The sequence below is a fragment of the Actinosynnema sp. CA-299493 genome, assembly GCF_050946825.1.
In the GTDB taxonomy this organism is placed as follows: domain Bacteria; phylum Actinomycetota; class Actinomycetes; order Mycobacteriales; family Pseudonocardiaceae; genus Actinosynnema.
This window is the reverse complement of sequence record NZ_CP191993.1, coordinates 8,850,738-8,870,326: the sequence shown is the minus strand read 5'-3', so window position 1 is coordinate 8,870,326 and position 19,589 is coordinate 8,850,738. Positions and strand designations below refer to the sequence as shown.

Sequence of the window (19,589 nt, the reverse complement as noted above, 5' to 3'; positions counted from 1 at the left end):
GTCCGGCCGGCCCCACGCGCCGGACCAGGCGGTCAGGGTAGTTTTGCACCGCTTCCCCTACCGGGTGAAGGCTCGGAAGCGGAGCGCGTCGGGGTGTGACAAGCAGCAGTGGGAGGGTCTCCCGTGAGTTCGCTCTTCGGGCAGGTGTGGCTGTGGAGCCTGCTGTCCTTCGTGGCAGGCGTCGCCCTCACCTGGCTGGTCCTGGTGCGGCCGGCCAAGCGGGAGCTGGAAGACCTGGAGGAACGCCTCCTCACGTCGCCGCGCCCCACCACCGGCTCGACCTCGGTCAGCTCGATCAGCTCCGGCAGCTCGGTCGCGCCGAAGGCCGACGCGGGTGACGAGTTCGACAACTGGCACGTCGAGGCGTCCCGGTCGCTGGCCGACGACGTGCTGACACCGGAGCCGCCCGGGCACGGGCCCGCCGCCGAGCGCGCCCGGTTCGAGACGCCGCCGCCCGAGCCGGTCCGGTACGACGTGACGAACATGAAGCTGGACCAGCGCGACTCGCTGCTGGAGGAGCTGGACGACGAGCACCGGCCGTTGTCCGACTTCGAGGAGCAGCACGACTTCCCCGAGCACGAGGCCGAGCCGCCGCGCAGCCTGTTCGAGCGGCTGACGCCGGGGGAGGGCGCCGGGGAGGTGGACACCCGGGAGACGCTGGAGCCCAAGCCCCGCCCCCGGCCGTACCGGTCCGACGACGAGCCCGAGCTGCCCGCCGAGACGACGCACCTGATGCCCGCGGTGCCCGCCGCACCGGTCGCCGAGGTCGCGCCGCGCCAGGAGGAGCCGACCGCGCCGCCGGAGGTCGAGGTCTTCCAGCCGCGCGAGGTGTGGCGCGAGGAGCCCGTCCAGGAGGTCTACGACGAGGACGTGGACACCGCCGGCCACGAGGAGGAGGACGAGCCGGAACGCGGGCCGCGCTCCGCCGAGGAGACGGCGCTCATCCCGGCCACCGCGCTGGCGCAGGCCATCGCCGAGGTGGACGGCGAGCAGCGGCGGGCCGAGGAGCCCGAGCCGCAGGCGTGGCCCGAGCACGACCTCACCGGCCACTTCGCGCCGGTGGACGTCGAGTCGGCACGGGGTGAGCTGTCCGAGCCGACCACGAGGCCGACGTCCAGCGACGAGGCGTTCCTGGACCACCTGTCGCGAAACGACGCGCGCTACAACGACACGCGACACGACGACACGCGACACGACGACGTGCGGCCGACCCGTGAGAGCGAGGCCCTGACCGAGGTGCGCCCGGTCGACCCGCGGCTGGTCGAGCCCCACCCGGCCGAGGTCCACCCGGCCGAGCCCGTCGCGCGCCCGGTCGACGAGGTCCGCGAGGCCCACGAGGTCCGCGAAGAAGAAGGCCCGCACACCGACGTCATCCGCGCCGTGGTCGAGTCCGCGCCGGCGGAGCCGAAGCCGGAGTTCGCCGAGCCCGAGCCGCCGCAGGAGCCCGAGCCCGCCGTCACGAGGGCGGTCGCGCCCGAGCCCGACGCGGAGCCCGAGGTGGCGGAGCCGCCGGCGTTCGAGCCGACGTTCGTCCCGCAGCCGGCCGAGCAGCCCCTGCCCGCCCGGTCGGCCGACCGGCCCGAGGCGCCCAAGCCGGAGCCGAAGAAGGACGAGCCCGCACGGCCGCGCAGCCTGTTCGAGCCGCTGGAGGAGGACGACGAGGAGGAGCCCGAGCGGCCCCGCCCGGCGGCGTCGTCCGGCAACGACCAGCCGTTCGTGCCGACGCTCTCGCCCGAGCTGCTGGCCGGCAACCCGCTGCCGATGAACCCGACCGGGACCGGCCTGCCGCAACGGCCCACCCGCCCCGCCGGCGCACCGCGCACGCCCTCGCCCGCGCCGCTCGCGCCGAAGCCGATCACGCCGCCGCCACCGCGCCCGGTGCGCCCGCGGCCCGTCGGGTTCAGCCCGAGCACCGGCGGCAGGCAGCCCGCAGCCGCGAGCAGCCGGTTCCAGGGCCAGCAGGAGGGCTTCAACCCGCGCTCGCCGTTCGGCCCCGGTTCCGTGCTGCCGAAGTCCGACGGCCTGGCCCCCGCGCCGGAGTTCCAGGTCAAGGCGACCCTGACCGGCCGCCGGTACTTCACCGACGAGTCGGCGAACTTCCGCGAGACGCGCGCCGACGTCTGGTTCCGCACCACGACGGACGCGGAGAAGGCGGGCTTCCGCCAGGCTCCGTAACAGGCTCTTCCCCGGGGAGGGAAGCGCGAAGACCCCCTGTTCCGGGAGGCGGAACAGGGGGTCTTCGTCGTGGTCGGGCCTGGTGGGTCCCGGGCCGCGGACTAGCCGGCCACGGTCCAGGTGTCCTTGCCGTGCAGCAGCGCGCGCAGGTCCGCGGGCTTCGCGGCCTTGGCCTGCTCCACCTGCTCCCGCGCCGCGTCGTCGTACGTGGTGCGCGCGGTGTTGCGGAACACCCCGGTGACGGTGTGCCGCAGGTCCTGCGTCGACAGCCGCGACAGCGCGAACGCCAGGTTCAGGTCCGACGCGTCGTGCACCACGACGTCCGCCGGTGACACGTCCGCCGACTTGGCCACGGCCAGGCCGAAGCCCTCCCGGACCACGGCGTACTCGCCGTTGCCGAACGTGATCGGCTGCCCGTGGACCACGTTGATGATCCGGCGCGCGGCCTCGTCGGCGTCCTTGAGCACGTCGAACGCGCCGTCGTTGAAGATCGGGCAGTTCTGGTAGATCTCGACCAGCGCCGTCCCGCGGTGCTCGGCGGCCTGCCGCAGCACCTCGGTCAGCCCCGCCCGGTCCGAGTCGACCGCGCGGCCGACGAACGTGGCCTCCGCGCCCAGCGCCAGCGACACCGGGTTGAACGGGTGGTCCAGCGAGCCGAGCGGCGTGGACTTGGTGACCTTGCCCTCTTCGGACGTCGGCGAGTACTGGCCCTTGGTCAGGCCGTAGATCCGGTTGTTGAACAGCAGGATCTTGAGGTTCACGTTGCGGCGCAGCGTGTGGATCAGGTGGTTGCCGCCGATGGACAGCGCGTCGCCGTCACCGGTGACGACCCACACCGACAGGTCCGGCCGGGCCACGGCCAGGCCGGTCGCGATGGCCGGCGCGCGCCCGTGGATCGAGTGCATGCCGTAGGTGTTCATGTAGTACGGGAACCGCGACGAGCAGCCGATCCCCGAGACGAACACGATGTTCTCGCGCTTGAGGCCCAGCGTGGGCAGGAACGACTGCACGGCGTTGAGCACCACGTAGTCGCCGCAGCCGGGGCACCAGCGGACCTCCTGGTCCGACTTGTAGTCCTTGGCCTTCTGCGGCTCGTCCGCCGTGGGCACGCCGACGAGACCACCAACGGTCGGCAGGCCCAGTTCCGTCGCCGTCATTCGGACACTCCCTTGATCACGTCGGCGAGCACGTCCTGAAGCTCTTCGGCCTTGAACGGCAAACCTTGCACCTTCGTGTAGCTGATCGCGTCGACCAGGTACTTGGCGCGCAGCAGCAGCGCCAACTGGCCGAGGTTCATCTCGGGAACCACGACCTTGTCGTACCGCGACAGCACCTCGCCCAGGTTCTCGGGGAACGGGTTGAGGTGCCGCAGGTGGGCGTGCGCCACCGGCAGGCCCAGCTTGCGCACCCGCCGCGCCGCCGCGCCGATCGGGCCGTAGGACGAGCCCCAGCCCACGACGAGCACGCGTGCTTCGCCCGACGGGTCGTCCACCTCGACGTCGGGCACCTCGATGCCGTCGATCTTGCGCTGCCGCAGCCGCACCATGTAGTCGTGGTTGGCCGGGTCGTAGGAGATGTTGCCGGTGCCGTCGGCCTTCTCCAGCCCGCCGATGCGGTGCTGCAAGCCGGCCGTGCCGGGCACCGCCCAGGGCCGTGCCAGCGTCTCCGGGTCGCGCAGGTACGGCCAGAACGTGCCGTCCTCCGCGTTCGGCTCGGTGGCGAACTCCACGCGCAGGTCGGGCAGGTCGGCCAGGTCCGGGATGAGCCACGGCTCGGAGCCGTTGGCGATCGCGCCGTCGGACAGCAGCAGCACCGGCGTGCGGTAGACCAGCGCGATGCGGGCGGCCTCCAGCGCGGCGTCGAAGCAGTCCGAGGGCGACTGCGGCGCGACGATCGCGACCGGCGACTCGCCGTTGCGGCCGAACATCGCCTGGAGCAGGTCGGCCTGCTCGGTCTTGGTCGGCAGGCCGGTGGACGGGCCGCCGCGCTGCACGTCGATGACGATCAGCGGCAGCTCGGTCATCACGGCCAGGCCGATGGTCTCCGACTTCAGCGCCACACCGGGGCCGGACGTCGACGTCACGCCCAGCGCGCCGCCGTAGGACGCGCCCAGCGCCGCGCCGATGCCCGCGATCTCGTCCTCGGCCTGCAGGGTCGTGATGCCGAAGTTCTTGTGCTTGGACAGCTCGTGCAGGATGTCCGACGCCGGCGTGATCGGGTACGTGCCCAGCACCACGGGCAGCCCCGACTGCTGACCCGCGGCGACGAGGCCGTAGGCGAGCGCGGTGTTGCCGGTGATCTGGCGGTAGGTGCCCTGGTTGAGCTTGGCCGGCGCGACCTCGTAGGTGACCGCGAAGGACTCGGTCGTCTCGCCGTAGTTCCAGCCCGCGCGGAACGCCAGCACGTTGGCCTCGGCGATGTCGGGCTTCTTGGCGAACTTCTCGCGCAGGAACCGCTCCGTGCCCTCGGTCGGGCGGTGGTACATCCAGGACAGCAGGCCGAGGGCGAACATGTTCTTCGCCCGTTCCGCGTCCTTCTTGCCGAGGCCGGTGTTCTCCAGGGCGCCGATGGTCAGCGTGGCCATCGCGACCTTGTGCACCTGGTAGGTCTCGGTGAGGGTGTCGTCCTCGAGGGGGTCGGCCGCGTAGCCGACCTTGACCAGGTTGCGCTTGGTGAACTCGTCGGTGTTGACGATCAGGATCCCGCCCTTGGGCAGGTCGTCGACGTTCGCCTTGAGCGCCGCCGGGTTCATCGCCACGAGCACGTCGGGGCGGTCGCCGGGGGTGAGGATGTCGTAGTCGGCGAAGTGCAGCTGGAAGCTGGACACGCCCGGGAGCGTGCCCTGTGGCGCCCGGATCTCGGCCGGGAAGTTCGGCTGGGTGGCGAGGTCGTTGCCGAACGCGGCGGCTTCCGAGGTGAAGCGGTCACCCGTGAGCTGCATGCCGTCGCCGGAGTCGCCGGCGAACCGGATCACCACGCGGTCGAGCTTGCGGACCTCGCCCGCCCTCTCGGGCGTGTGCCCGTCCGGCGAGCCACCTGGCGCGGCGCCGTTACCAACGTCGGTAGTCATGTCCTACGCCGATCCCTTTCCTCACAACGCCTGAGGGCTGCTGCCCCCGTGCCCCTCCGCGAGGGTAGTCGTGCCCGCGCGGCAGCCGGTTTCTCCAGTACCACTCTGCGGGACGGTTCGTCCCACTTGGTGCGCGGGGCGGCAACTGGGCAGTAATCGAGTAGTACTGGCCGGTAACTGTTACTTAAAGTTACAGTTATTCGGGCTGCCTGTCCAGGTCACTCTCGACCGCTGATCCTCGCCCGCGCCGCGGCCAGCCTGGATTGGAACTCCGGCGTCGCGATCGAGGCCACCTGGGGCGTCAGCTCGGTGTCCACGGCCTGGGCGTGGTCGGCGAGGTTCGCGGTGGTGCGCATGGACGCCTTGATCGTTCGGACCAGCTCGCGCGAAGCTTCGGCCGAAGGACGCGCGAGCCCGACCGCGGCGGCCACCAGCTCGTCGTGCCCGCCGTCGACCCGTGCCCAGGCCAGCCCGTGGGATACCGCGGCGTCCGCGGTCAAAACCTGGCCGAACAGGGTCATGGCGGTCGCGGTCTGGGGGCCGGCGAGCCGCTGGAGCATCCACGTCATCCCGCCGCCGGGGTGCAGGCCCAGCTGGAGGAACCGCGCGTCGAACTTCGCGTTCGCGCCGACCAGTCGCACGTCGCAGGCCAGCGCGAGGTTGAGGCCCGCGCCGACGGCCGCGCCGCCGACCGCCGCGATCGTGGGCAGCGCGCAGCGGGCCACCGCGAGGAACCCGGCGTAGATGCGCCGCAGGCCCTCTTCCCGGGCTTCGCCCAGCGCGGTGAGGTCCGCGCCCGCGCAGAACGCCGGTGGCGTGCCGGTGACCACGACGGCGTGCACGTCGGCGTCGTCCTCGCAGGTCCGGACGGCGGCCACGAGCTGGTCGGAGAGGTCGAGCGTGAGCGCGTTGCGGCGGTCGGGGTCGTGCACGGTGATGACCGCCACGCGGTCGGAGCGTTCCAGGAGCACCTCGGCCATGCGCGCGACTCTAGGGTGCCGGTGGTCGGTCCAGGAGTCGGGACAGCACAACGGTCGAGACCGTCCGGTCGATGATCTCGACGGCGCGCAGCCGTTCCAGCGCGGTCTCCAGGTGGTGGATGTCCGCCGCGCGCAGGTGCACGATGGCGTCCGCCGCGCCGGAGACGGTGTAGGCGGCGCGGACCTCGGGCATCGACTCCAGGCGCTGCTGGATGTCGTGCGGCGTCACGTTGCCGCGGCAGTGCACCTCCACGAACGCCTCCGTGCCCCACCCGAGCTGCTCCGGGTCGACGACGGCCGTGAAGCCGCGCAGGACGCCCGTGTCGAGCAACTTGTCCACCCGGCGCTTCACCGCCGGGGCGGACAGGCCCACCTCTTTGCCGATGTCGGCGTAGCTGGAACGGGCGTTGGCCATCAGGCGTGAAATGATTCGCTGGTCGATCGTGTCCACACGCAACATAGTGCCCTAGAAGACGCAATATCGCGGCGTTGTTCGAGGGTCAGACGGCAATCTACATTTCGATCCATGACCTCGGTTTCCTTCGCGGGCCCCGGTGACGAGCCGATCGTGCTCGACGTCGCCACGCCCGCCGCGCAGGTGCGCGTGCCGACCACCCGTCGGTACCTCATGTGCCCGCCCGCGTACTTCACGGTGGAGTACGCGATCAACCCGTGGATGGACCCCACGCAGCCGATCAGCACGTCGCTGGCGGTGGAGCAGTGGACGGCCCTGAAGGAGACCTACGAGCGCCTGGGGCACCGGGTCGAGACCATCGAGCCCCAACCGGGGCTGCCCGACATGGTCTTCTCGGCCAACTCCGGCACGGTCATCGACGGCCAGGTCCTCGGCGCCCGCTTCCGGGCTCCCCAACGTGCCGCCGAAGCCGACCACTTCCGCCGCTGGTTCCTGGCCAACGGCTACCGCGACGTCGTCATGCCGGAGCGCACGAACGAGGCCGAGGGCGACTTCACCTGGACCGGCGAGTACCTCCTGGCGGGCACCGGCTTCCGCACCGACCCCCTCGCCCACTCCGAGGCGCAGGAGGCCCTGGGCGTCCCGGTGATCTCCCTCCAGCTGACGGACCCCCGCTACTACCACCTGGACGTCGCGCTGTTCGTCCTGGCGGACGACCTGGTCGCGTACTACCCGGACGCCTTCTCCCCCGGCAGCCGTCGCGTCCTGCGCCGCCTGTTCCCGGACGCGATCCTCGCCACCGCCGAGGACGCCGCCTGCCTGGGCCTGAACGCGGTCTGCGACGGCCACCACGTGGTCCTGCCCGTCGAAGCGACCGCTCTGGCGGACCAAGTAGCCCACCACGGCTTCGAACCGGTCTTCGTGGACATCTCGGAGCTGCGCAAGTCCGGCGGCGGCCCGAAGTGCTGCACGATGGAACTGCGGGACTGACCCCGTCGTCGGTCGGTCGGTCCGGCGGCGTGCCGGGCCGACCGACGCGGTGGTCAGCGCACCAGGCCCACGGCGGCGTAGCCGAGGTGGTGGGCGGGGCTGCCGGTGGGGATGTCCAGACCCGGGCGGGGGCGCCACTCGGGCATCAGGGTCACGCCCGGCTCGACCAGCGCCATGCCTTCGAACAGCGCGTGCACGCCCGCCAGGTCGCGGACGTACAGCTGCTCGATCACGCCCTTGTACGCCTCGACCATGGCGTGCACCTGGACCTTGGTCTCCGGGTCGGCGCGCTCGTCGGTCAAGTGCGACAGGGCGATGTAGCTGCCCGGCGCGCACAGGTCGCGGTAGGCCTTCATCAGGCCGGTGGGGTCCTCGTGGTCGCCGACGAACACCATCACCCCGGTCATCAGCACGCCCAGCGGCCGGTCGAGGTCGAGCAACCGGTGCACCTCCGGGTGGGCGAGCAGGTCGTCGGGCCGCCGGGCGTCGGCGCCGACCATCACCGCGTCCGGGTTGTCGCGCAGGATGCGCTCGCCGAGCGCGACGGCCACCGGCTCGTAGTCCACGTAGACGACCTTGGCCGCCGGGTCGAGCGCCTGCGCGACCTCGTGCGTGTTGCCCGCCGTGGGCAGGCCGGAACCGAGGTCGAGGAACTGGGTGACGCCCTGCTCGACCATGAACGCCACCGAACGGCGCAGGAACCCGCGGTTGAACCGCGCGAGCATCTCCATGCCGGGCAGCACCGACTTGATCACGGCCGCGCGCTCGCGGTCGACCGGCAGGTTGAACGCCCCGCCGAGGTAGTAGTCGTAGATGCGGGAGATGTTGGGTGTCTCGGGATCCAGGTGGGCGGTCTCGGGAACGAACACTCGTGCCGTCCTAAGGTGGGATGGGTCCTGTGTCGATCGCTGTCGCCTCCCCGACGAAGAGCACATGGTGCCCCACGTCCCGCCAAAGAAGAACGGTCCCGACAATGCCGGCCATCGGCATTCCCGATGGCCGGCGTGAATTGTCCGCACGCGCGCCGGCGCCGCCGTCCCGGCACGCGCACGACACGCGCACGGAATGCGTCGGAAAGGCTACGGCGTGCGACCGGTGAGGCCGAGGACCCGCTCGATGAGGGGCGCGTCCGACGGCACCGGCACCTCGGGTCCGTAGAGGCCCATGTCACGCCCCACCGGCGCGCTCAGGACGAGGTCCGCGTGGATGAACTCCAGCAACCCCTCGTCCCACGACGGCGCCTGACCGGTCGCCCGGGCCAGGTCCCACGCGTGCACGACCGTCTCGCCGAGCACCATCGCGCCGATCACCTCGGCCGGCATCCGCTGCGGGCCGCCGACCGTCGTCGTGCCCGTCCACGCCGACGGCTCGCTCCACGCGACCTCGCGGTCCCGCAGCTGCGCGCCCAGGTCGGCGGCCCAGTCGCCCGCGGTGAGATCGACGTCCGCCTCCGACGCGGCGGGCGGCGGCACCGGCTCCTCCCGCGCGGCGGCGTTCAGCGACGGACCCCAGAACAACAAGTGGTTGACGAGTCCGCGGACGTCGAACCCGGCGCACGGCGTCGGCGCGCCCAACTGGTCCGGCGCGATGTTCCCGACGACCTCCAACGCGGTCGCCACGGCTTTGCCGATCAACTGCTCTCGTGACATGCCGCCCACCGTAGGAACGCCCGTCGCGGGTGTATTGAACAAAGGCGACATACGCTCGCGGGCGTGACGAGGGACGAGCGCGAGTTGGCGTGGCGGCGGCACCAGAGCCACGAGTTCCACCAGCCCTCGCCCGACCTGGCCGCGCACGTGGCGCGGTACTGGGTGGTGCGGTGGCACTACGACCGGCCGTACCGCCAGCTGATCGTGCCCTACCCGAACGTGCACCTGACGTTCCACGGGGACGCCGCCGTGGACACCGCCGTGGTCGCCGGCGTGTCCAGCGGGCACGTGTCCAAGGAGCTCGACGGCGTGGGCCGGGTCTTCGGCGTGGCCTTCCGGCCGGGCGCCTTCCGGCCGTTCCTCGGCGCGCCGGTCCAGTCGCTCACGGACCGGACCGTCCCCGCCGCGACACTCTTCGACCACCTGCCCGCCCACGCCGACGTCGACCGCGTGGAGGCCGCGCTCCGCCGCTGCCTGCCCGAACCCGACCCGAAGGCGGCGGAGGCGGCGGAGATCGTCGAGCGGATCGTCCAGGACCCCCTGATGACGCGCGTCGACGTGCTGGCCCGCGAGGTCGGCGGCAGCGTCCGGCAGTTGCAACGCCTGTTCGCCGAGCACGTCGGCGTCGGCCCGAAGTGGGTGATCCGCCGCTACCGCCTGCGCGAGGTGACCGAGCGCATGGAGGGGGGTGGCCGGATCGACTGGGCGGCGCTGGCGGCCGACCTCGGCTACGCCGACCAACCGCACTTCGTCCGCGACTTCACCGCCATGGTCGGGGAGACCCCCACCCGGTACGCCGACCGCTACGGTGGCGCCTTCGCCACCGGCCGGCGCTGAACCGTCCGTCGTCACCCATAGGGCTGATCGCCCTAGCGGACCGACCCCGGTCGGTGCTCCGATCGACGGCACTCGCTGTCGACCAAGGTAGGGAGCGCGCCATGAACGACCTCGACGCCCAGCGTCCGTCGCCCCAACCGCAGCAGGAGCAGGAGGAGACCGTGGAACGGCAGAAGCCCGAGGAGCCGAAGCCCCTCACCGGACTGGAGTGGCTGGTGCGCCAAGCCCAGGGGCGTCGTGAGGAACGCCCGTCGGGCCCGGCGCGCTAGTCCGCCACCGCTAGTCGGACACCTCGCGCTGGAACGCCGCCCACAGCAGGTTCAACGGGTGGTCGGCCGGGAACTTCGCCCGCTCCTCCTTGCGGGCGAAGACCCCGACCAAGCGCTCCAGCTGCGGCTTCCGGTCGTTCGTCAGCTCGACCACCCGCAGGCCCGACCCCTCGCGCAGCTCGTTGTTCGCGGCCACCACGCCGAGACCCGACGTGACGATCATGCAGCCCTCCACCAGCCCGGACCGCAACAGCGACATGCCGTACTGGATCTCGTCGATCTCCGCCGCGATGTCCAGTTCGTTCCGGTAGTCCGGACCGAACCAGCCGCGCAGGAACTCCGCGATCAACCCGTCACCGGGCACGACCAGCGGCAGCTTCGGCAACTCCCCGGTGCCGACGCTCCCGCCGAGCCTGCTCTCCGGCAGGTTCGTGAGCAGCGCCAACCCGCCCCGGCGCCACTCGATCACGTCGAAGTCCTCGACCCCGCTGTTGCGGCCCGCGTGCGTGACCACGCTGCCGCACACGATGTCGACCTCTTTCGACTTCAGGCTCTTCCAGATGTCCTTGGTGCGGATGTGCACGACCTTCAGCTCCACGTCGCGCCGGCGGAAGTCGTCCGCGACGTGGTGCCACGCCTTGGCCAGCGAGTCGAGCATGAACCGCGTCGTGCCGACGGTGACCGTGGTGCCGAGCTTGCGCCGGCACTCGTGAATCGAATCCAGCCACTCGGTCAAGGTGGTACGTGCCAATTCAACCAACGCCTCGCCGGTCTGCGTGATCAGCACGTCTTTTCCCCGGCCCTGCTTGACGACCAGCGGCTCGCCGCACAACGACTTGAAGTTGCGGTTGAGCGTGTCGATCTGCTTCTGCACACTGGACTGCTCACGGCCGAGCACCCGCGCCGCGCGCAGCGCCGATCGCGTCTCGTACACCGCGATCAGGGTTCTGAGCTGGTCCAACGTGGTGTCCATCAGCAACGGCGAGGTGTGCAGGAGCCTGCTGAGCTTGTTGCCCGCGGGCAGGAGCAGTTGGGCCGAGGTCGACATGCAGGGCCTCTCGGGTCGGGGCGTGATGTTCTACCGATTAGTTGTACTGAACTTGACCACAGTTCGCGCTGAAATTATCCGAAGATCTTGTCGCATTTCCCTGGACAGGTATACGCGATCCGTAAGAGACTTCAGCCGCAACCAGGTGCTTGTTCACGTGGGAGCAAACAGGGGGGTATTGGGGGGTTGGGGGCCCGCCGGGCAGCAGCCCGGCGGGCCCCCACGTATTAACCTCACCCGTGTGACGGTTTCCACCTTGGACTGGGGCACGACGTACCGGGTCACCGTGCTCGACCTCGGCCTGGCCTGCTGCGGCGTCGAGGTCATGGCGGCGCTCGAGGGCCACCGCCCGGAACACCTGGAGGCACTGGGGGTCGATCCGGTGCACGCGGCGGGTGAGGCGCACGTGCTCGTCGTCTCCGGCACGGTCACCGACGTGATGTTGCCCGCGGTGATCGCGACCTACCAGGAGATGCCGGAACCGCGTTACGTGATCTCCGTCGGCGCGTGCAGCAACACCGGCGGGCCGTACTGGGACTCCTACAGCGTCACCAAGGGCATCGACCAGGCGCTGCCGGTGCACGTCGCCGTGCCGGGCTGCCCGCCGCGTCCCGAGGCCCTGCTCGACGGCCTCGCCGCGCTGCACCGGATGGTGTCGTGAGCGCCGCGTCGCAGGCCCTGGCCTCCCGGATCCCCGACGCCCAGGTCAAGACCGCGTTCGGCCAGACGACCGCGCACGTGCCGCTGCACGCGTGGTCCGAAGCCGCCCGCCACGCGCGCGACGAGCTGGGCTGCACGCAGTTCGACTGGCTCGGCGTCGAGGACGCGGGACGTCCCGGCGCGGTCGGGCAGCGGCACGCCGTGCTGCTGCACGTGCTCGACCCCGACACCAAGGACGGCGTGCTGCTGCGCACCGAACTCGGCCCGGACGACGTGCTGCCGAGCGTGGCCGCCCAGTGGGCGGGCGCGGCGTGGCACGAGCGCGAGGCCGCGGAGATGTTCGGCATCGCCCTCGCCGACGGCGAACCGGCCCACCTGCTGCTGCCCGACAGCTTCAGCGGCCACCCGCTGCGCAAGGACTTCGTGCTGGCCTCCCGCGTGGTGCGCCCGTGGCCTGGCAGGCTCGAACCGGGCGAGGACGGCACGTCGGCGCCCAGCCGCAGGCGGGCCGCGCCACCCGGCGTGCCCGACCCGTCCTGGGGACCGCGCTACGAGCGCTCTGAGGAGGACACCCGTGGCTGAGCTGCCACCGCGTACCCGAGGCGTCATCGCGCTGCTGGAGGCCAACTGCACGGTGTGCATGATCTGCGCCCGCGAGTGCCCCGACTGGTGCATCCACATCGACTCGCACACCGAGGTCGAGCAGCAGCCCGGCTCGGCCCGGCCCCGCGCGCGCAACGTGCTCGACCGGTTCGCCATCGACTACGGCCAGTGCCTGTACTGCGGCATCTGCGTGGAGGCGTGCCCGTTCGACGCCCTGCACTGGGCGCCGGACTTCTCCTACCCCGGCACGGGCGGCCTCGACGGCGACGGCGCGGTCGCCGAACTCGTCCACGAGCGCGACGTGCTGGCCACGTGGGTCACGCACGTGCCGCCGCCACCGCCGCTGGACGCGGACGCCGAACCCGCGCCCGAGACCACCGCCACACGCGCGGCACGCCCCGGTACCGGAACCACGCGCCGACCGGGCGCGTTGAGGGAGGGGACGTAGGGACAGCCGGAGGCGAAGCGTGCACCAGCACTTCAACGCGTTGAAGACCGCGTTGCTGCTCGCCGCCACGAGCGGGGCGATCGTGGCGATCAGCTCGCTGTTCGGCCGCACCGCCCTGGTCCTCGGCCTGCTGCTGGCGCTGGCCGTGAACGCCTACGCCTACTTCAACTCGGACAAGCTCGCGCTGCGCGCCATGCGCGCCAGGCCGGTGTCCGAGGTGGAGCAGCCCGCGATGTACCGGATCGTCCGCGAGCTGGCCATGGCCGCGCGCCGCCCCATGCCGCGCCTCTACGTCAGCCCCACCGCCGCGCCGAACGCCTTCGCGACCGGCCGCAACCCGCGCAACGCCGCCCTCTGCTGCACCACCGGCATCCTCGACCTGCTGGACGAACGCGAGCTGCGCGCGGTGCTCGGGCACGAGCTGTCGCACGTCTACAACCGCGACATCCTCATCTCGTGCGTGGCGGGGGCGCTGGCCGGCGCGGTGAGCACGGTGGCGAACCTGGCCATCTTCGCGAGCGTCTTCGGCGGCGACGGCGGCGGTGACGAGGACCGGCCCAACCCGTTCGCGGTGCTGCTCGTCGCCGTGCTCGGCCCGATCGCGGCGGTGATCGTGCGGATGGCCGTCAGCCGGTCCCGGGAGTACCAGGCCGACGCGTCCGGCGCGGAGCTGACCGGCGACCCGCTGGCGCTGGCCTCGGCGTTGCGCAAGATCGACCTGGGCACGCGCGCCGCGCCGCTGGCGCCGGAGCCGGCCGTGGTCGCGCAGTCGCACCTGATGATCGCGAGCCCGTTCCGGGCGGGGGAGAACCGGGTCAAGTTGTTCTCCACCCACCCGCCGATCGAGGACCGCGTGCGCCGGCTGGAGGAGATGGCCCGCCGCTCCTAGCGCGCGTCCAGCGGTGCGGGCGGCCTAGCGGGCTTCCAGTGCGACGTTCATCACGTACTGGCCGTAGCCGGACTTGGCCAGCTTCTCGCCGAGTGCGTAGCACTGCTCGGCGCTGATGAACCCCATCCGCAGCGCGATCTCCTCCAGGCACGCGATGCGCACGCCCTGCCGGTGCTCCAGCACCTGCACGAACTGGCCCGCCTCCAGCATGGAGTCGTGCGTGCCGGTGTCCAGCCACGCGAACCCCCGGCCGAGGTCGACCAGGTTGGCCCGGCCCTCCCGCAGGTAGGCGAGGTTGACGTCGGTGATCTCCAGCTCGCCGCGCGGCGACGGCGCGAGCGACTTGGCGATGTCCACGACACCGTTGTCGTAGAGGTACAGGCCGGTGATGGCCTTGTTCGACTTCGGCTGCGCGGGCTTCTCCTCGATGCTGATCAGCCTGCCGCCCGCGTCGACCTCGCCGACCCCGTAGCGCTCCGGGTCCTTCACCGGGTAGCCGAACAGCACGCAGCCGTCCAGGTTGGCGACGTTGTCCTGGAGGACGCGGGAGAAGCCGTGGCCGTAGAAGATGTTGTCGCCGAGCACCAGCGACACGTCGTCGTCGCCGATGAAGTCCGCGCCGATGACGAACGCCTCCGCCAGCCCGTTCGGGTGAGCCTGCTCGGCGTAGGAGATGCTCAGGCCGAACTGCGAGCCGTCACCGAGGAGCCGCCGGAACAGCGGCAGGTCCACCGGGGTCGAGATGAGCAGCACCTCGCGCACGCCCGCCAGCATCAGCACCGAGAGCGGGTAGTACACCATCGGCTTGTCGTACACCGGCAGCAGCTGCTTCGACACCGCCTGCGTGATGGGGTGCAGCCGCGTCCCGCTGCCGCCCGCGAGGACGATCCCCTTCATCGGTAGTTGGTGAACTGGATGGCGATGCCGAAGTCGGAGCTCTTGAGCAGGGCGATCACGTCTTGCAGGTGGTCCTTCTTCTTGCCCGTGACGCGCAGCTGGTCGCCCTGGATCTGCGCCTGCACGCCCTTGGGGCCCTCGTCGCGGACCTTCTTCGCGATCTCCTTGGCCTTCTCGCTCGAGATGCCCTGGACCAGGTTGCCGGTCACCTTGAACACCTTGCCCGACAGGGCCGGGTCGCCGATCTCGAAGGCCTTCATCGAGATGCCGCGCTTGACCAGCTTCTCCTGGAAGACGTCGATCGCGGCCCGGCAGCGCTCCTCGGTCTCGGACTGGAAGGTGATCGCCTCCTCGCCGGCCCACGACACCTGCGTCTCCGTGCCGCGGAAGTCGAACCGGGTGCTCAGCTCTTTGGCGGCCTGGTTGAGCGCGTTGTCGACTTCCTGGCGGTCGACCTTGCTCACCACGTCGAACGACGGGTCTGCCACGTGCTCGGTACCTCCGCGTAGGTGGGGTCTGGAACCGCCCGGAAGCCTACCGGGGAACCCGGTTGCGCATCCCCCCACGGGCTTATGTATTGTCTCCACCGCACCCGGCACCACCGGGGGCGGGGCGGGTTGCCCGAGCGGCCAATGGGAGCGGACTGTAAATCCGTCGCGAAAGCTACAGAGGTTCGAATCCTCTACCCGCCACATCAGCGAGAAGCCCCTGTGACCAGGCAAGACTGGTCACAGGGGCTTTCTCGTGTTGTCCGGCTGTGTACGGCCAGAACCGACGTTCTACGGGTGGCTGTACCGAGGACGTACCGAAGCTCTGTTCGCTACGCGGCACCTAGTCGGGCCTGGACGAGCTGACGCGCTCGTTCCTCCCCACCGTCGAGGCACTTCGCGTACACCCGCATTAGGACGTTGAGGCTGTGTCCGGCCCATTCGGCTACTCGCGGTGCCTCCACACCCGCATTGAGCCAGGTTGAGACGCAGGCGTGACGGAGGTCATAGGGCCGCTTGGCGAGCGGTGACGCCACCACGTCGGGCGTGAACGCCGCTTCGCGTGCCAGCGCCCACACCCGCCCGTAGGTCGAACTGCCGATGCGTCCACCGCGCTCGGCGACGAACAGCAGCCCACCGGGCGCGGTACCGAAGTGGTCGAAGTGGTCGTACAGCAGCACCGCCAGATCGGGGGAGAGCGGCACCGTGCGGCCCTCGCCGTCCTCTCGGTGCTTCAGCCCTCGTTCTTCGCTGCGTCGGCCGCTGTCGGTCCACTCAGCCCCGATCTCGGGCGCGGCCTTGGCCAGGTGGATGTCACCCCACTGAGTGACCCACCACCGGCCCGCCTCCTGGTCCCACTCCCGTGGTGGCATGACCAGGTCGCTGCGACGCAGTACGGAGGCTTCCTCAGGACGCAGAGCGGCGAAGTACATCAGGCCGAAGAACGCCACGAGTTTGCGACCGGTCCGCCCGATGCCGGGTACGGCCTGGAGCAGCGTCCGGGCCTGGACAGGGTTGGCCACCGAACGCCGGTCGACCTGGTGGGCGACGTTCTTCCGCTTCTTCGTCGTCACCTCCTTCAGCGGGTTCGCGCTCAGCAGCTCCTTCTCCACCGCGTAGTTCAGCGCGCTGCCGAGCGTGATCCGGCGCAGTCGAATCGTGTCCGGCGCTGCCCGCGTGCCGTCCAGCTTCCGTTCGACATCGGCCAGCAGCGCCCGGAGCACGTCCGGTTTCGCCAGGTCGGACACTGGCCGAGTGTTCTGCGACAGCCACGCCAGCGCTGCGGCTACGTCCGCTGGCTGTCGGGCGTCACGGCGACTGGTGTTGAACGCCACCCGCATTGCGCGGCGGAGCACGTCCCCGTCCGGCCTGCCTCGCGTTCCCGTGAGCAGCGCCGAAGTGATGGGCGTCAACGCGTCGGCAATCGTCCGGCGCTGCCCCGGTGATGAGTCCCGCCACTTCATGTCGACGAACATGCACGAGAACGCGAACCACGACGACGTGGCGTTCGTCTTGCGCACCATCGACACCGGGAGCCCGCTATCCCGGTCGAACGCCTCGCCCTTGTTGGTCGCACTCAGCAACTCCGAGCGAAAGCTGTTCGCCAGCGCAGACGTCCGAAACGGCTCCTTGAACCGCTTCCGTGCCACCGACCACTGAACCCAATGGGTCGTCTTCTGCTTGCCCTTGTAGACGTCGATGACGTAAATCCGCACGTCATAGCTCGTGTCGGTCATGCGGCCACTTCCTGTCCGTCGAACCACGTGTCGATGTCCCGGCGGTCCAGCCGCAACTGACCGTTCGGCAGCTTCCGTACGCGCGGCGCAGTGCCCTTAGCCAGCCAGTCGTAGAAGGTCGAACGGGCCACCTTGAACTCGGCGCAGAACTCGGCGACCGTCAGCAACTCACGTCGAGCCATGGCTAGTTCTCCCCCTCGTGCGCAGCGGGCAGGTACCGCGACCAGGCGTCGGCCAGACCGTTCTCGCCGTTGACCATGTAGCCCTTGGCCGAACCGCCGTTGTGCTTGAACGTCTTCGTCCGCACGCCGTAGGCCCGCAGCTCGGCTGACAGCGCGCGGGCGTTCAGCGGCCTGCCGTTGAAGTCGGCCCACGGCGATTCGTCCAGCTCGTGAAGCGCCAGCAGGATCTCGACCGTGGTCATCCGGTCGGTGCGCCGCTCGGCGAACAGCGTCCGCAGGTCGGAGAGCAGCCGGACACCGTCCGACACGGGCACGGCGGTGGCTTCGGCGACGAAGTACCGGCACGCGGCCCGTGCGGTCTCCGGCCAGTGCCCACCGGCCGCGTCGGCAATCGCCAGCAGCGGTTCCCAGATTTCCGCCGGTCGGTCGGTGACACCCTCTGGCATCACCGGCGTGGCCGTGCCGACCTGCTCACCGACGCTGGTCATCCACTCGGCGAGCGCTTCGCGGATCGGTGCCGACTCGATGGCCACCAGACGTTCGCGGAACGCGTCCACGCGCTCTTCACGGCGTCGGCGACGCAGGTTGATCGTGATGGCACGCGTGGTGATGGTGGCGGGCATTCCACCGGCGATTCCGGCCAGCGCAGCGGGCGCATAGACCGCGAACCGCTCCACGACCATGTTGTTGGCGTCGCCCTTGCACCTGGCCACCGTGGCGGACCGCTTGTACCCGGCGTTGAGCAGCGCGCGGAGGTCTTCGTTCCCGCTGCCGTTGCGCGTGAAGATCGCGTCGACCTCATCGAACAGGATCGTGATCGGCGCGTTGCTGACCATGCGGAACAGCGCGGCCGGACTCGCCGAGAACGTCATCTCCGGCGACTTGACCAGGTACTGGGCGACCTCCAGGACGCGGGTCTTGCCGGATCCGGGTTCGGCGGAGGACAGCACGAGCCGCGGCGTGACGTAGAACTGCTCCACGGCCCATGTGTGGGCGTACCAGAGCGCCAGCATCGGGGCGCAGTGCTCGTGCGGGAACGCCGAGAAGCGGGCCAGGAACTCCCGGACATCGTCCAGCACCTTCGCGCCGTCGAGCTGGGGACCGGCGCCCATGGTGGTCTCGGGCGTCAGCAGCCGCAGCCCTGGCCGGTCAACCTCGCCGTGGTGCGTCACCGTGGTGCCGGTGGCGGTGCTCATGCCGACTTCCTTCCGGGCCTGGTGCTCGACGGTCTCCCAGGTGACGAGCGGCGAACCTGGGTCGGTGGAGTGCGGTGCGTGGCCGTTCACGCGGCCACCGCCAACTGCGTGGTGCCGTCGTGACGGACGCAGCGCACCCACGACGTGTCCGGCAGGCGCGCGGCCAACTCGTCGGCCAGCGGGTGGACGAACCGCACGAGCGCGGTGCACCCGGCGTGTCCACAGGGGAGGTCGCTGACGAGCTTGCGCTTGGCGGACAAGCAGAACGGCTGGTGTCCGGCGATGTGCGGGAGTTGGTCCGGCGCGGTGGCGACCGCACGGACGCGCTCGCGGTGGCCAACCTGAGCGTCGGCCCAGTCGGCGGCCACGCGCTGTGCGATGGCGTCCGCCGTGGACTCCTCCAGCCGCGCCAAGGCGGCCAGCACCAAGGCGGCTGGCTTGCGCGGGTCGGAGTCGGCCAGTGCGATCCACTCCGGGCTACCGGCCAGCGGGATGAGGCTGTGCGGGCCGGTGAGCGGACGGCGCGGCGCGGCGGCGTAGGCGCGGCGCAGCAGCGGTTCGGCCCACCGGCGGACGGCGTCGAGGTCGAACCTCGGTGTGCGGTTCCACGGGCGGACGGCGTCCGGGTCGCAGAACGGGCGTCGGGCCTGGGTGCTCATGACCGGTCTCCCTGGCAAGTGGTGGGCTGGTGGGCGTCGGCGACGTGGTGCGTGATCACTTGCGCCTCGCCTTGTCCGCGGCCTTGCAGGTCGGGCACCAGGTCAGGTCGGTGAACCAGGTCCAGACGCCTTCGGGCTTCTCGACGCGAAGGCCGCACGCGGTCAGGGCGCTGCCGTCCCACCAGGAGCGCTTGACCTGGAGGTGGATCAGGTTGTCGTCGCTCATGACGACCTCTCTGTCACTGTGTGTGACGATGTGTGGGTGCGCAAGGTCGACACGAGCACCAGGAGCAGGTGTCGCGTCGGTCGCGCGGAGCGGTGTGGGGTGGAGTTAGCTCACCGGTACGGAGTTAGGTTCGTAACTCGTCGGGACCGGTGGCGTGATCATGGGCTTGAGC

The 19,589-nt window shown here is 70.7% G+C and carries 22 protein-coding genes and 1 tRNA gene; 9 read left to right on the top strand and 14 right to left on the bottom strand.

Annotation, left to right across the window (positions count from 1 at the left end; all coding sequences use genetic code 11):
• Window positions 1-123: 123 nt before the first annotated feature.
• Entirely contained in the window at window positions 124-2,175 is a 2,052-nt protein-coding gene (locus ACQPYE_RS38225) for a sunset domain-containing protein (protein ID WP_498717962.1), read from the top strand.
• Window positions 2,176-2,276: 101 nt separating this feature from the next.
• Here ACQPYE_RS38225 and ACQPYE_RS38220 read toward each other — a convergent pair whose 3' ends face one another.
• The 4 genes from ACQPYE_RS38220 to ACQPYE_RS38205 form a co-directional block, all read right to left on the bottom strand.
• Window positions 2,277-3,332 (bottom strand): 2-oxoacid:ferredoxin oxidoreductase subunit beta, encoded by a 1,056-nt coding sequence (locus tag ACQPYE_RS38220; protein ID WP_498717960.1) that lies wholly within the window; start codon window positions 3,330-3,332, stop codon window positions 2,277-2,279.
• Window positions 3,329-5,245 carry a 2-oxoacid:acceptor oxidoreductase subunit alpha gene (locus ACQPYE_RS38215; protein WP_498717959.1) on the bottom strand — a complete coding sequence of 639 codons (1,917 nt, stop codon included), beginning with the start codon at window positions 5,243-5,245 and terminating at the stop codon, window positions 3,329-3,331. The genes ACQPYE_RS38220 and ACQPYE_RS38215 overlap by 4 nt, the downstream gene beginning before the upstream one ends.
• A 218-nt stretch (window positions 5,246-5,463) precedes the next feature.
• Window positions 5,464-6,225 (bottom strand): enoyl-CoA hydratase, encoded by a 762-nt coding sequence (locus tag ACQPYE_RS38210; RefSeq protein WP_498717958.1) that lies wholly within the window; start codon window positions 6,223-6,225, stop codon window positions 5,464-5,466.
• 10 nt (window positions 6,226-6,235) lie between these two features.
• On the bottom strand, window positions 6,236-6,676 hold the full coding sequence (locus tag ACQPYE_RS38205; protein ID WP_498717957.1) for an Lrp/AsnC family transcriptional regulator: 441 nt from the start codon (window positions 6,674-6,676) through the stop codon (window positions 6,236-6,238).
• A gap of 75 nt (window positions 6,677-6,751) precedes the next feature.
• Here ACQPYE_RS38205 and ddaH point away from each other — a divergent pair, with 75 nt between their 5' ends.
• The gene (gene ddaH / locus ACQPYE_RS38200) at window positions 6,752-7,630 is read left to right on the top strand and encodes a dimethylargininase (protein ID WP_498717956.1); all 879 of its coding nucleotides are present in this window, start codon (window positions 6,752-6,754) and stop codon (window positions 7,628-7,630) included.
• Window positions 7,631-7,683: 53 nt separating this feature from the next.
• Here ddaH and ACQPYE_RS38195 read toward each other — a convergent pair whose 3' ends face one another.
• Window positions 7,684-8,499: an SAM-dependent methyltransferase gene (locus ACQPYE_RS38195; RefSeq protein ID WP_498717955.1), complete on the bottom strand. Its 816-nt coding sequence runs from the start codon at window positions 8,497-8,499 to the stop codon at window positions 7,684-7,686.
• A gap of 210 nt (window positions 8,500-8,709) precedes the next feature.
• Window positions 8,710-9,279 (bottom strand): TIGR03086 family metal-binding protein, encoded by a 570-nt coding sequence (locus tag ACQPYE_RS38190; RefSeq protein WP_498717954.1) that lies wholly within the window; start codon window positions 9,277-9,279, stop codon window positions 8,710-8,712.
• 63 nt (window positions 9,280-9,342) lie between these two features.
• On the opposite strand from ACQPYE_RS38190, the gene ACQPYE_RS38185 reads away from it, so the two are divergent.
• Window positions 9,343-10,116, top strand: a complete 774-nt coding sequence (locus ACQPYE_RS38185; RefSeq protein ID WP_498717953.1) for a DUF6597 domain-containing transcriptional factor — start codon at window positions 9,343-9,345, stop codon at window positions 10,114-10,116.
• A gap of 101 nt (window positions 10,117-10,217) precedes the next feature.
• Entirely contained in the window at window positions 10,218-10,385 is a 168-nt protein-coding gene (locus ACQPYE_RS38180; RefSeq protein WP_498717952.1) for a hypothetical protein, read from the top strand.
• A gap of 10 nt (window positions 10,386-10,395) precedes the next feature.
• Here ACQPYE_RS38180 and ACQPYE_RS38175 read toward each other — a convergent pair whose 3' ends face one another.
• Window positions 10,396-11,433: a LysR family transcriptional regulator gene (locus tag ACQPYE_RS38175; RefSeq protein ID WP_498717951.1), complete on the bottom strand. Its 1,038-nt coding sequence runs from the start codon at window positions 11,431-11,433 to the stop codon at window positions 10,396-10,398.
• Window positions 11,434-11,674: 241 nt separating this feature from the next.
• Between ACQPYE_RS38175 and ACQPYE_RS38170 the strand changes: the two genes are divergently transcribed.
• The 4 genes from ACQPYE_RS38170 to htpX are packed head-to-tail and all read left to right on the top strand — an operon-like array spanning window position 11,675 to window position 14,033.
• Window positions 11,675-12,094, top strand: coding sequence for an NADH-quinone oxidoreductase subunit B (locus ACQPYE_RS38170; RefSeq protein ID WP_498717950.1), 420 nt, complete (start codon window positions 11,675-11,677; stop codon window positions 12,092-12,094).
• Window positions 12,091-12,675 carry an NADH-quinone oxidoreductase subunit C gene (locus ACQPYE_RS38165; protein WP_498717949.1) on the top strand — a complete coding sequence of 195 codons (585 nt, stop codon included), beginning with the start codon at window positions 12,091-12,093 and terminating at the stop codon, window positions 12,673-12,675. The genes ACQPYE_RS38170 and ACQPYE_RS38165 overlap by 4 nt, the downstream gene beginning before the upstream one ends.
• Window positions 12,668-13,144: a 4Fe-4S binding protein gene (locus ACQPYE_RS38160; RefSeq protein ID WP_498717948.1), complete on the top strand. Its 477-nt coding sequence runs from the start codon at window positions 12,668-12,670 to the stop codon at window positions 13,142-13,144. The genes ACQPYE_RS38165 and ACQPYE_RS38160 overlap by 8 nt, the downstream gene beginning before the upstream one ends.
• A 19-nt stretch (window positions 13,145-13,163) precedes the next feature.
• Window positions 13,164-14,033, top strand: a complete 870-nt coding sequence (htpX, locus tag ACQPYE_RS38155; protein WP_498717947.1) for a zinc metalloprotease HtpX — start codon at window positions 13,164-13,166, stop codon at window positions 14,031-14,033.
• Window positions 14,034-14,057: 24 nt separating this feature from the next.
• Here htpX and rfbA read toward each other — a convergent pair whose 3' ends face one another.
• Both rfbA and ACQPYE_RS38145 read right to left on the bottom strand, forming a co-directional pair.
• Entirely contained in the window at window positions 14,058-14,930 is an 873-nt protein-coding gene (rfbA, locus tag ACQPYE_RS38150; protein ID WP_498717946.1) for a glucose-1-phosphate thymidylyltransferase RfbA, read from the bottom strand.
• Window positions 14,927-15,418, bottom strand: a complete 492-nt coding sequence (locus ACQPYE_RS38145; protein ID WP_498717945.1) for a YajQ family cyclic di-GMP-binding protein — start codon at window positions 15,416-15,418, stop codon at window positions 14,927-14,929. The genes rfbA and ACQPYE_RS38145 overlap by 4 nt, the downstream gene beginning before the upstream one ends.
• Before the next feature lie 123 nt (window positions 15,419-15,541).
• Here ACQPYE_RS38145 and ACQPYE_RS38140 point away from each other — a divergent pair.
• A tRNA-Tyr gene (locus tag ACQPYE_RS38140) sits at window positions 15,542-15,622 on the top strand.
• A 128-nt stretch (window positions 15,623-15,750) separates the two neighbouring features.
• Here ACQPYE_RS38140 and ACQPYE_RS38135 read toward each other — a convergent pair.
• From ACQPYE_RS38135 to ACQPYE_RS38115, 5 genes are all read right to left on the bottom strand, one after another.
• Complete coding sequence (locus ACQPYE_RS38135; RefSeq protein ID WP_498717944.1) at window positions 15,751-17,154, bottom strand: tyrosine-type recombinase/integrase; 1,404 nt, start codon at window positions 17,152-17,154, stop codon at window positions 15,751-15,753.
• Window positions 17,151-17,336, bottom strand: coding sequence for a helix-turn-helix transcriptional regulator (locus ACQPYE_RS38130; RefSeq protein ID WP_141980258.1), 186 nt, complete (start codon window positions 17,334-17,336; stop codon window positions 17,151-17,153). Before ACQPYE_RS38130 ends, ACQPYE_RS38135 begins: the two co-directional genes overlap by 4 nt.
• Before the next feature lie 2 nt (window positions 17,337-17,338).
• Window positions 17,339-18,532: a DUF3631 domain-containing protein gene (locus tag ACQPYE_RS38125; protein ID WP_498717943.1), complete on the bottom strand. Its 1,194-nt coding sequence runs from the start codon at window positions 18,530-18,532 to the stop codon at window positions 17,339-17,341.
• 86 nt (window positions 18,533-18,618) lie between these two features.
• Window positions 18,619-19,191 carry a DUF2742 domain-containing protein gene (locus tag ACQPYE_RS38120; RefSeq protein WP_498717942.1) on the bottom strand — a complete coding sequence of 191 codons (573 nt, stop codon included), beginning with the start codon at window positions 19,189-19,191 and terminating at the stop codon, window positions 18,619-18,621.
• Window positions 19,192-19,246: 55 nt separating this feature from the next.
• A complete protein-coding gene (locus tag ACQPYE_RS38115; protein ID WP_201437735.1) occupies window positions 19,247-19,417 on the bottom strand; it encodes a hypothetical protein in 171 nt (56 codons plus the stop codon).
• Between the last annotated feature and the right edge of the window lie 172 nt (window positions 19,418-19,589).

What these genes read in the sequence shown, in the direction of transcription:
- ACQPYE_RS38220 (WP_498717960.1), bottom strand. Translation starts at nt 3,332, where the DNA reads ATGACGGCGACGGAACTGGGCCTGCCGACCGTTGGTGGTCTCGTCGGC.
- ACQPYE_RS38215 (WP_498717959.1), bottom strand. Translation starts at nt 5,245, where the DNA reads ATGACTACCGACGTTGGTAACGGCGCCGCGCCAGGTGGCTCGCCGGAC.
- ACQPYE_RS38175 (WP_498717951.1), bottom strand. Translation starts at nt 11,433, where the DNA reads ATGTCGACCTCGGCCCAACTGCTCCTGCCCGCGGGCAACAAGCTCAGC.
- ACQPYE_RS38135 (WP_498717944.1), bottom strand. Translation starts at nt 17,154, where the DNA reads ATGACCGACACGAGCTATGACGTGCGGATTTACGTCATCGACGTCTAC.
- ACQPYE_RS38130 (WP_141980258.1), bottom strand. Translation starts at nt 17,336, where the DNA reads ATGGCTCGACGTGAGTTGCTGACGGTCGCCGAGTTCTGCGCCGAGTTC.
- ACQPYE_RS38115 (WP_201437735.1), bottom strand. Translation starts at nt 19,417, where the DNA reads ATGAGCGACGACAACCTGATCCACCTCCAGGTCAAGCGCTCCTGGTGG.
- ACQPYE_RS38210 (WP_498717958.1), bottom strand. Translation starts at nt 6,225, where the DNA reads ATGGCCGAGGTGCTCCTGGAACGCTCCGACCGCGTGGCGGTCATCACC.
- ACQPYE_RS38120 (WP_498717942.1), bottom strand. Translation starts at nt 19,191, where the DNA reads ATGAGCACCCAGGCCCGACGCCCGTTCTGCGACCCGGACGCCGTCCGC.
- ACQPYE_RS38180 (WP_498717952.1), top strand. Translation starts at nt 10,218, where the DNA reads ATGAACGACCTCGACGCCCAGCGTCCGTCGCCCCAACCGCAGCAGGAG.
- ACQPYE_RS38190 (WP_498717954.1), bottom strand. Translation starts at nt 9,279, where the DNA reads ATGTCACGAGAGCAGTTGATCGGCAAAGCCGTGGCGACCGCGTTGGAG.
- ACQPYE_RS38125 (WP_498717943.1), bottom strand. Translation starts at nt 18,532, where the DNA reads ATGAGCACCGCCACCGGCACCACGGTGACGCACCACGGCGAGGTTGAC.
- rfbA (WP_498717946.1), bottom strand. Translation starts at nt 14,930, where the DNA reads ATGAAGGGGATCGTCCTCGCGGGCGGCAGCGGGACGCGGCTGCACCCC.
- ddaH (WP_498717956.1), top strand. Translation starts at nt 6,752, where the DNA reads ATGACCTCGGTTTCCTTCGCGGGCCCCGGTGACGAGCCGATCGTGCTC.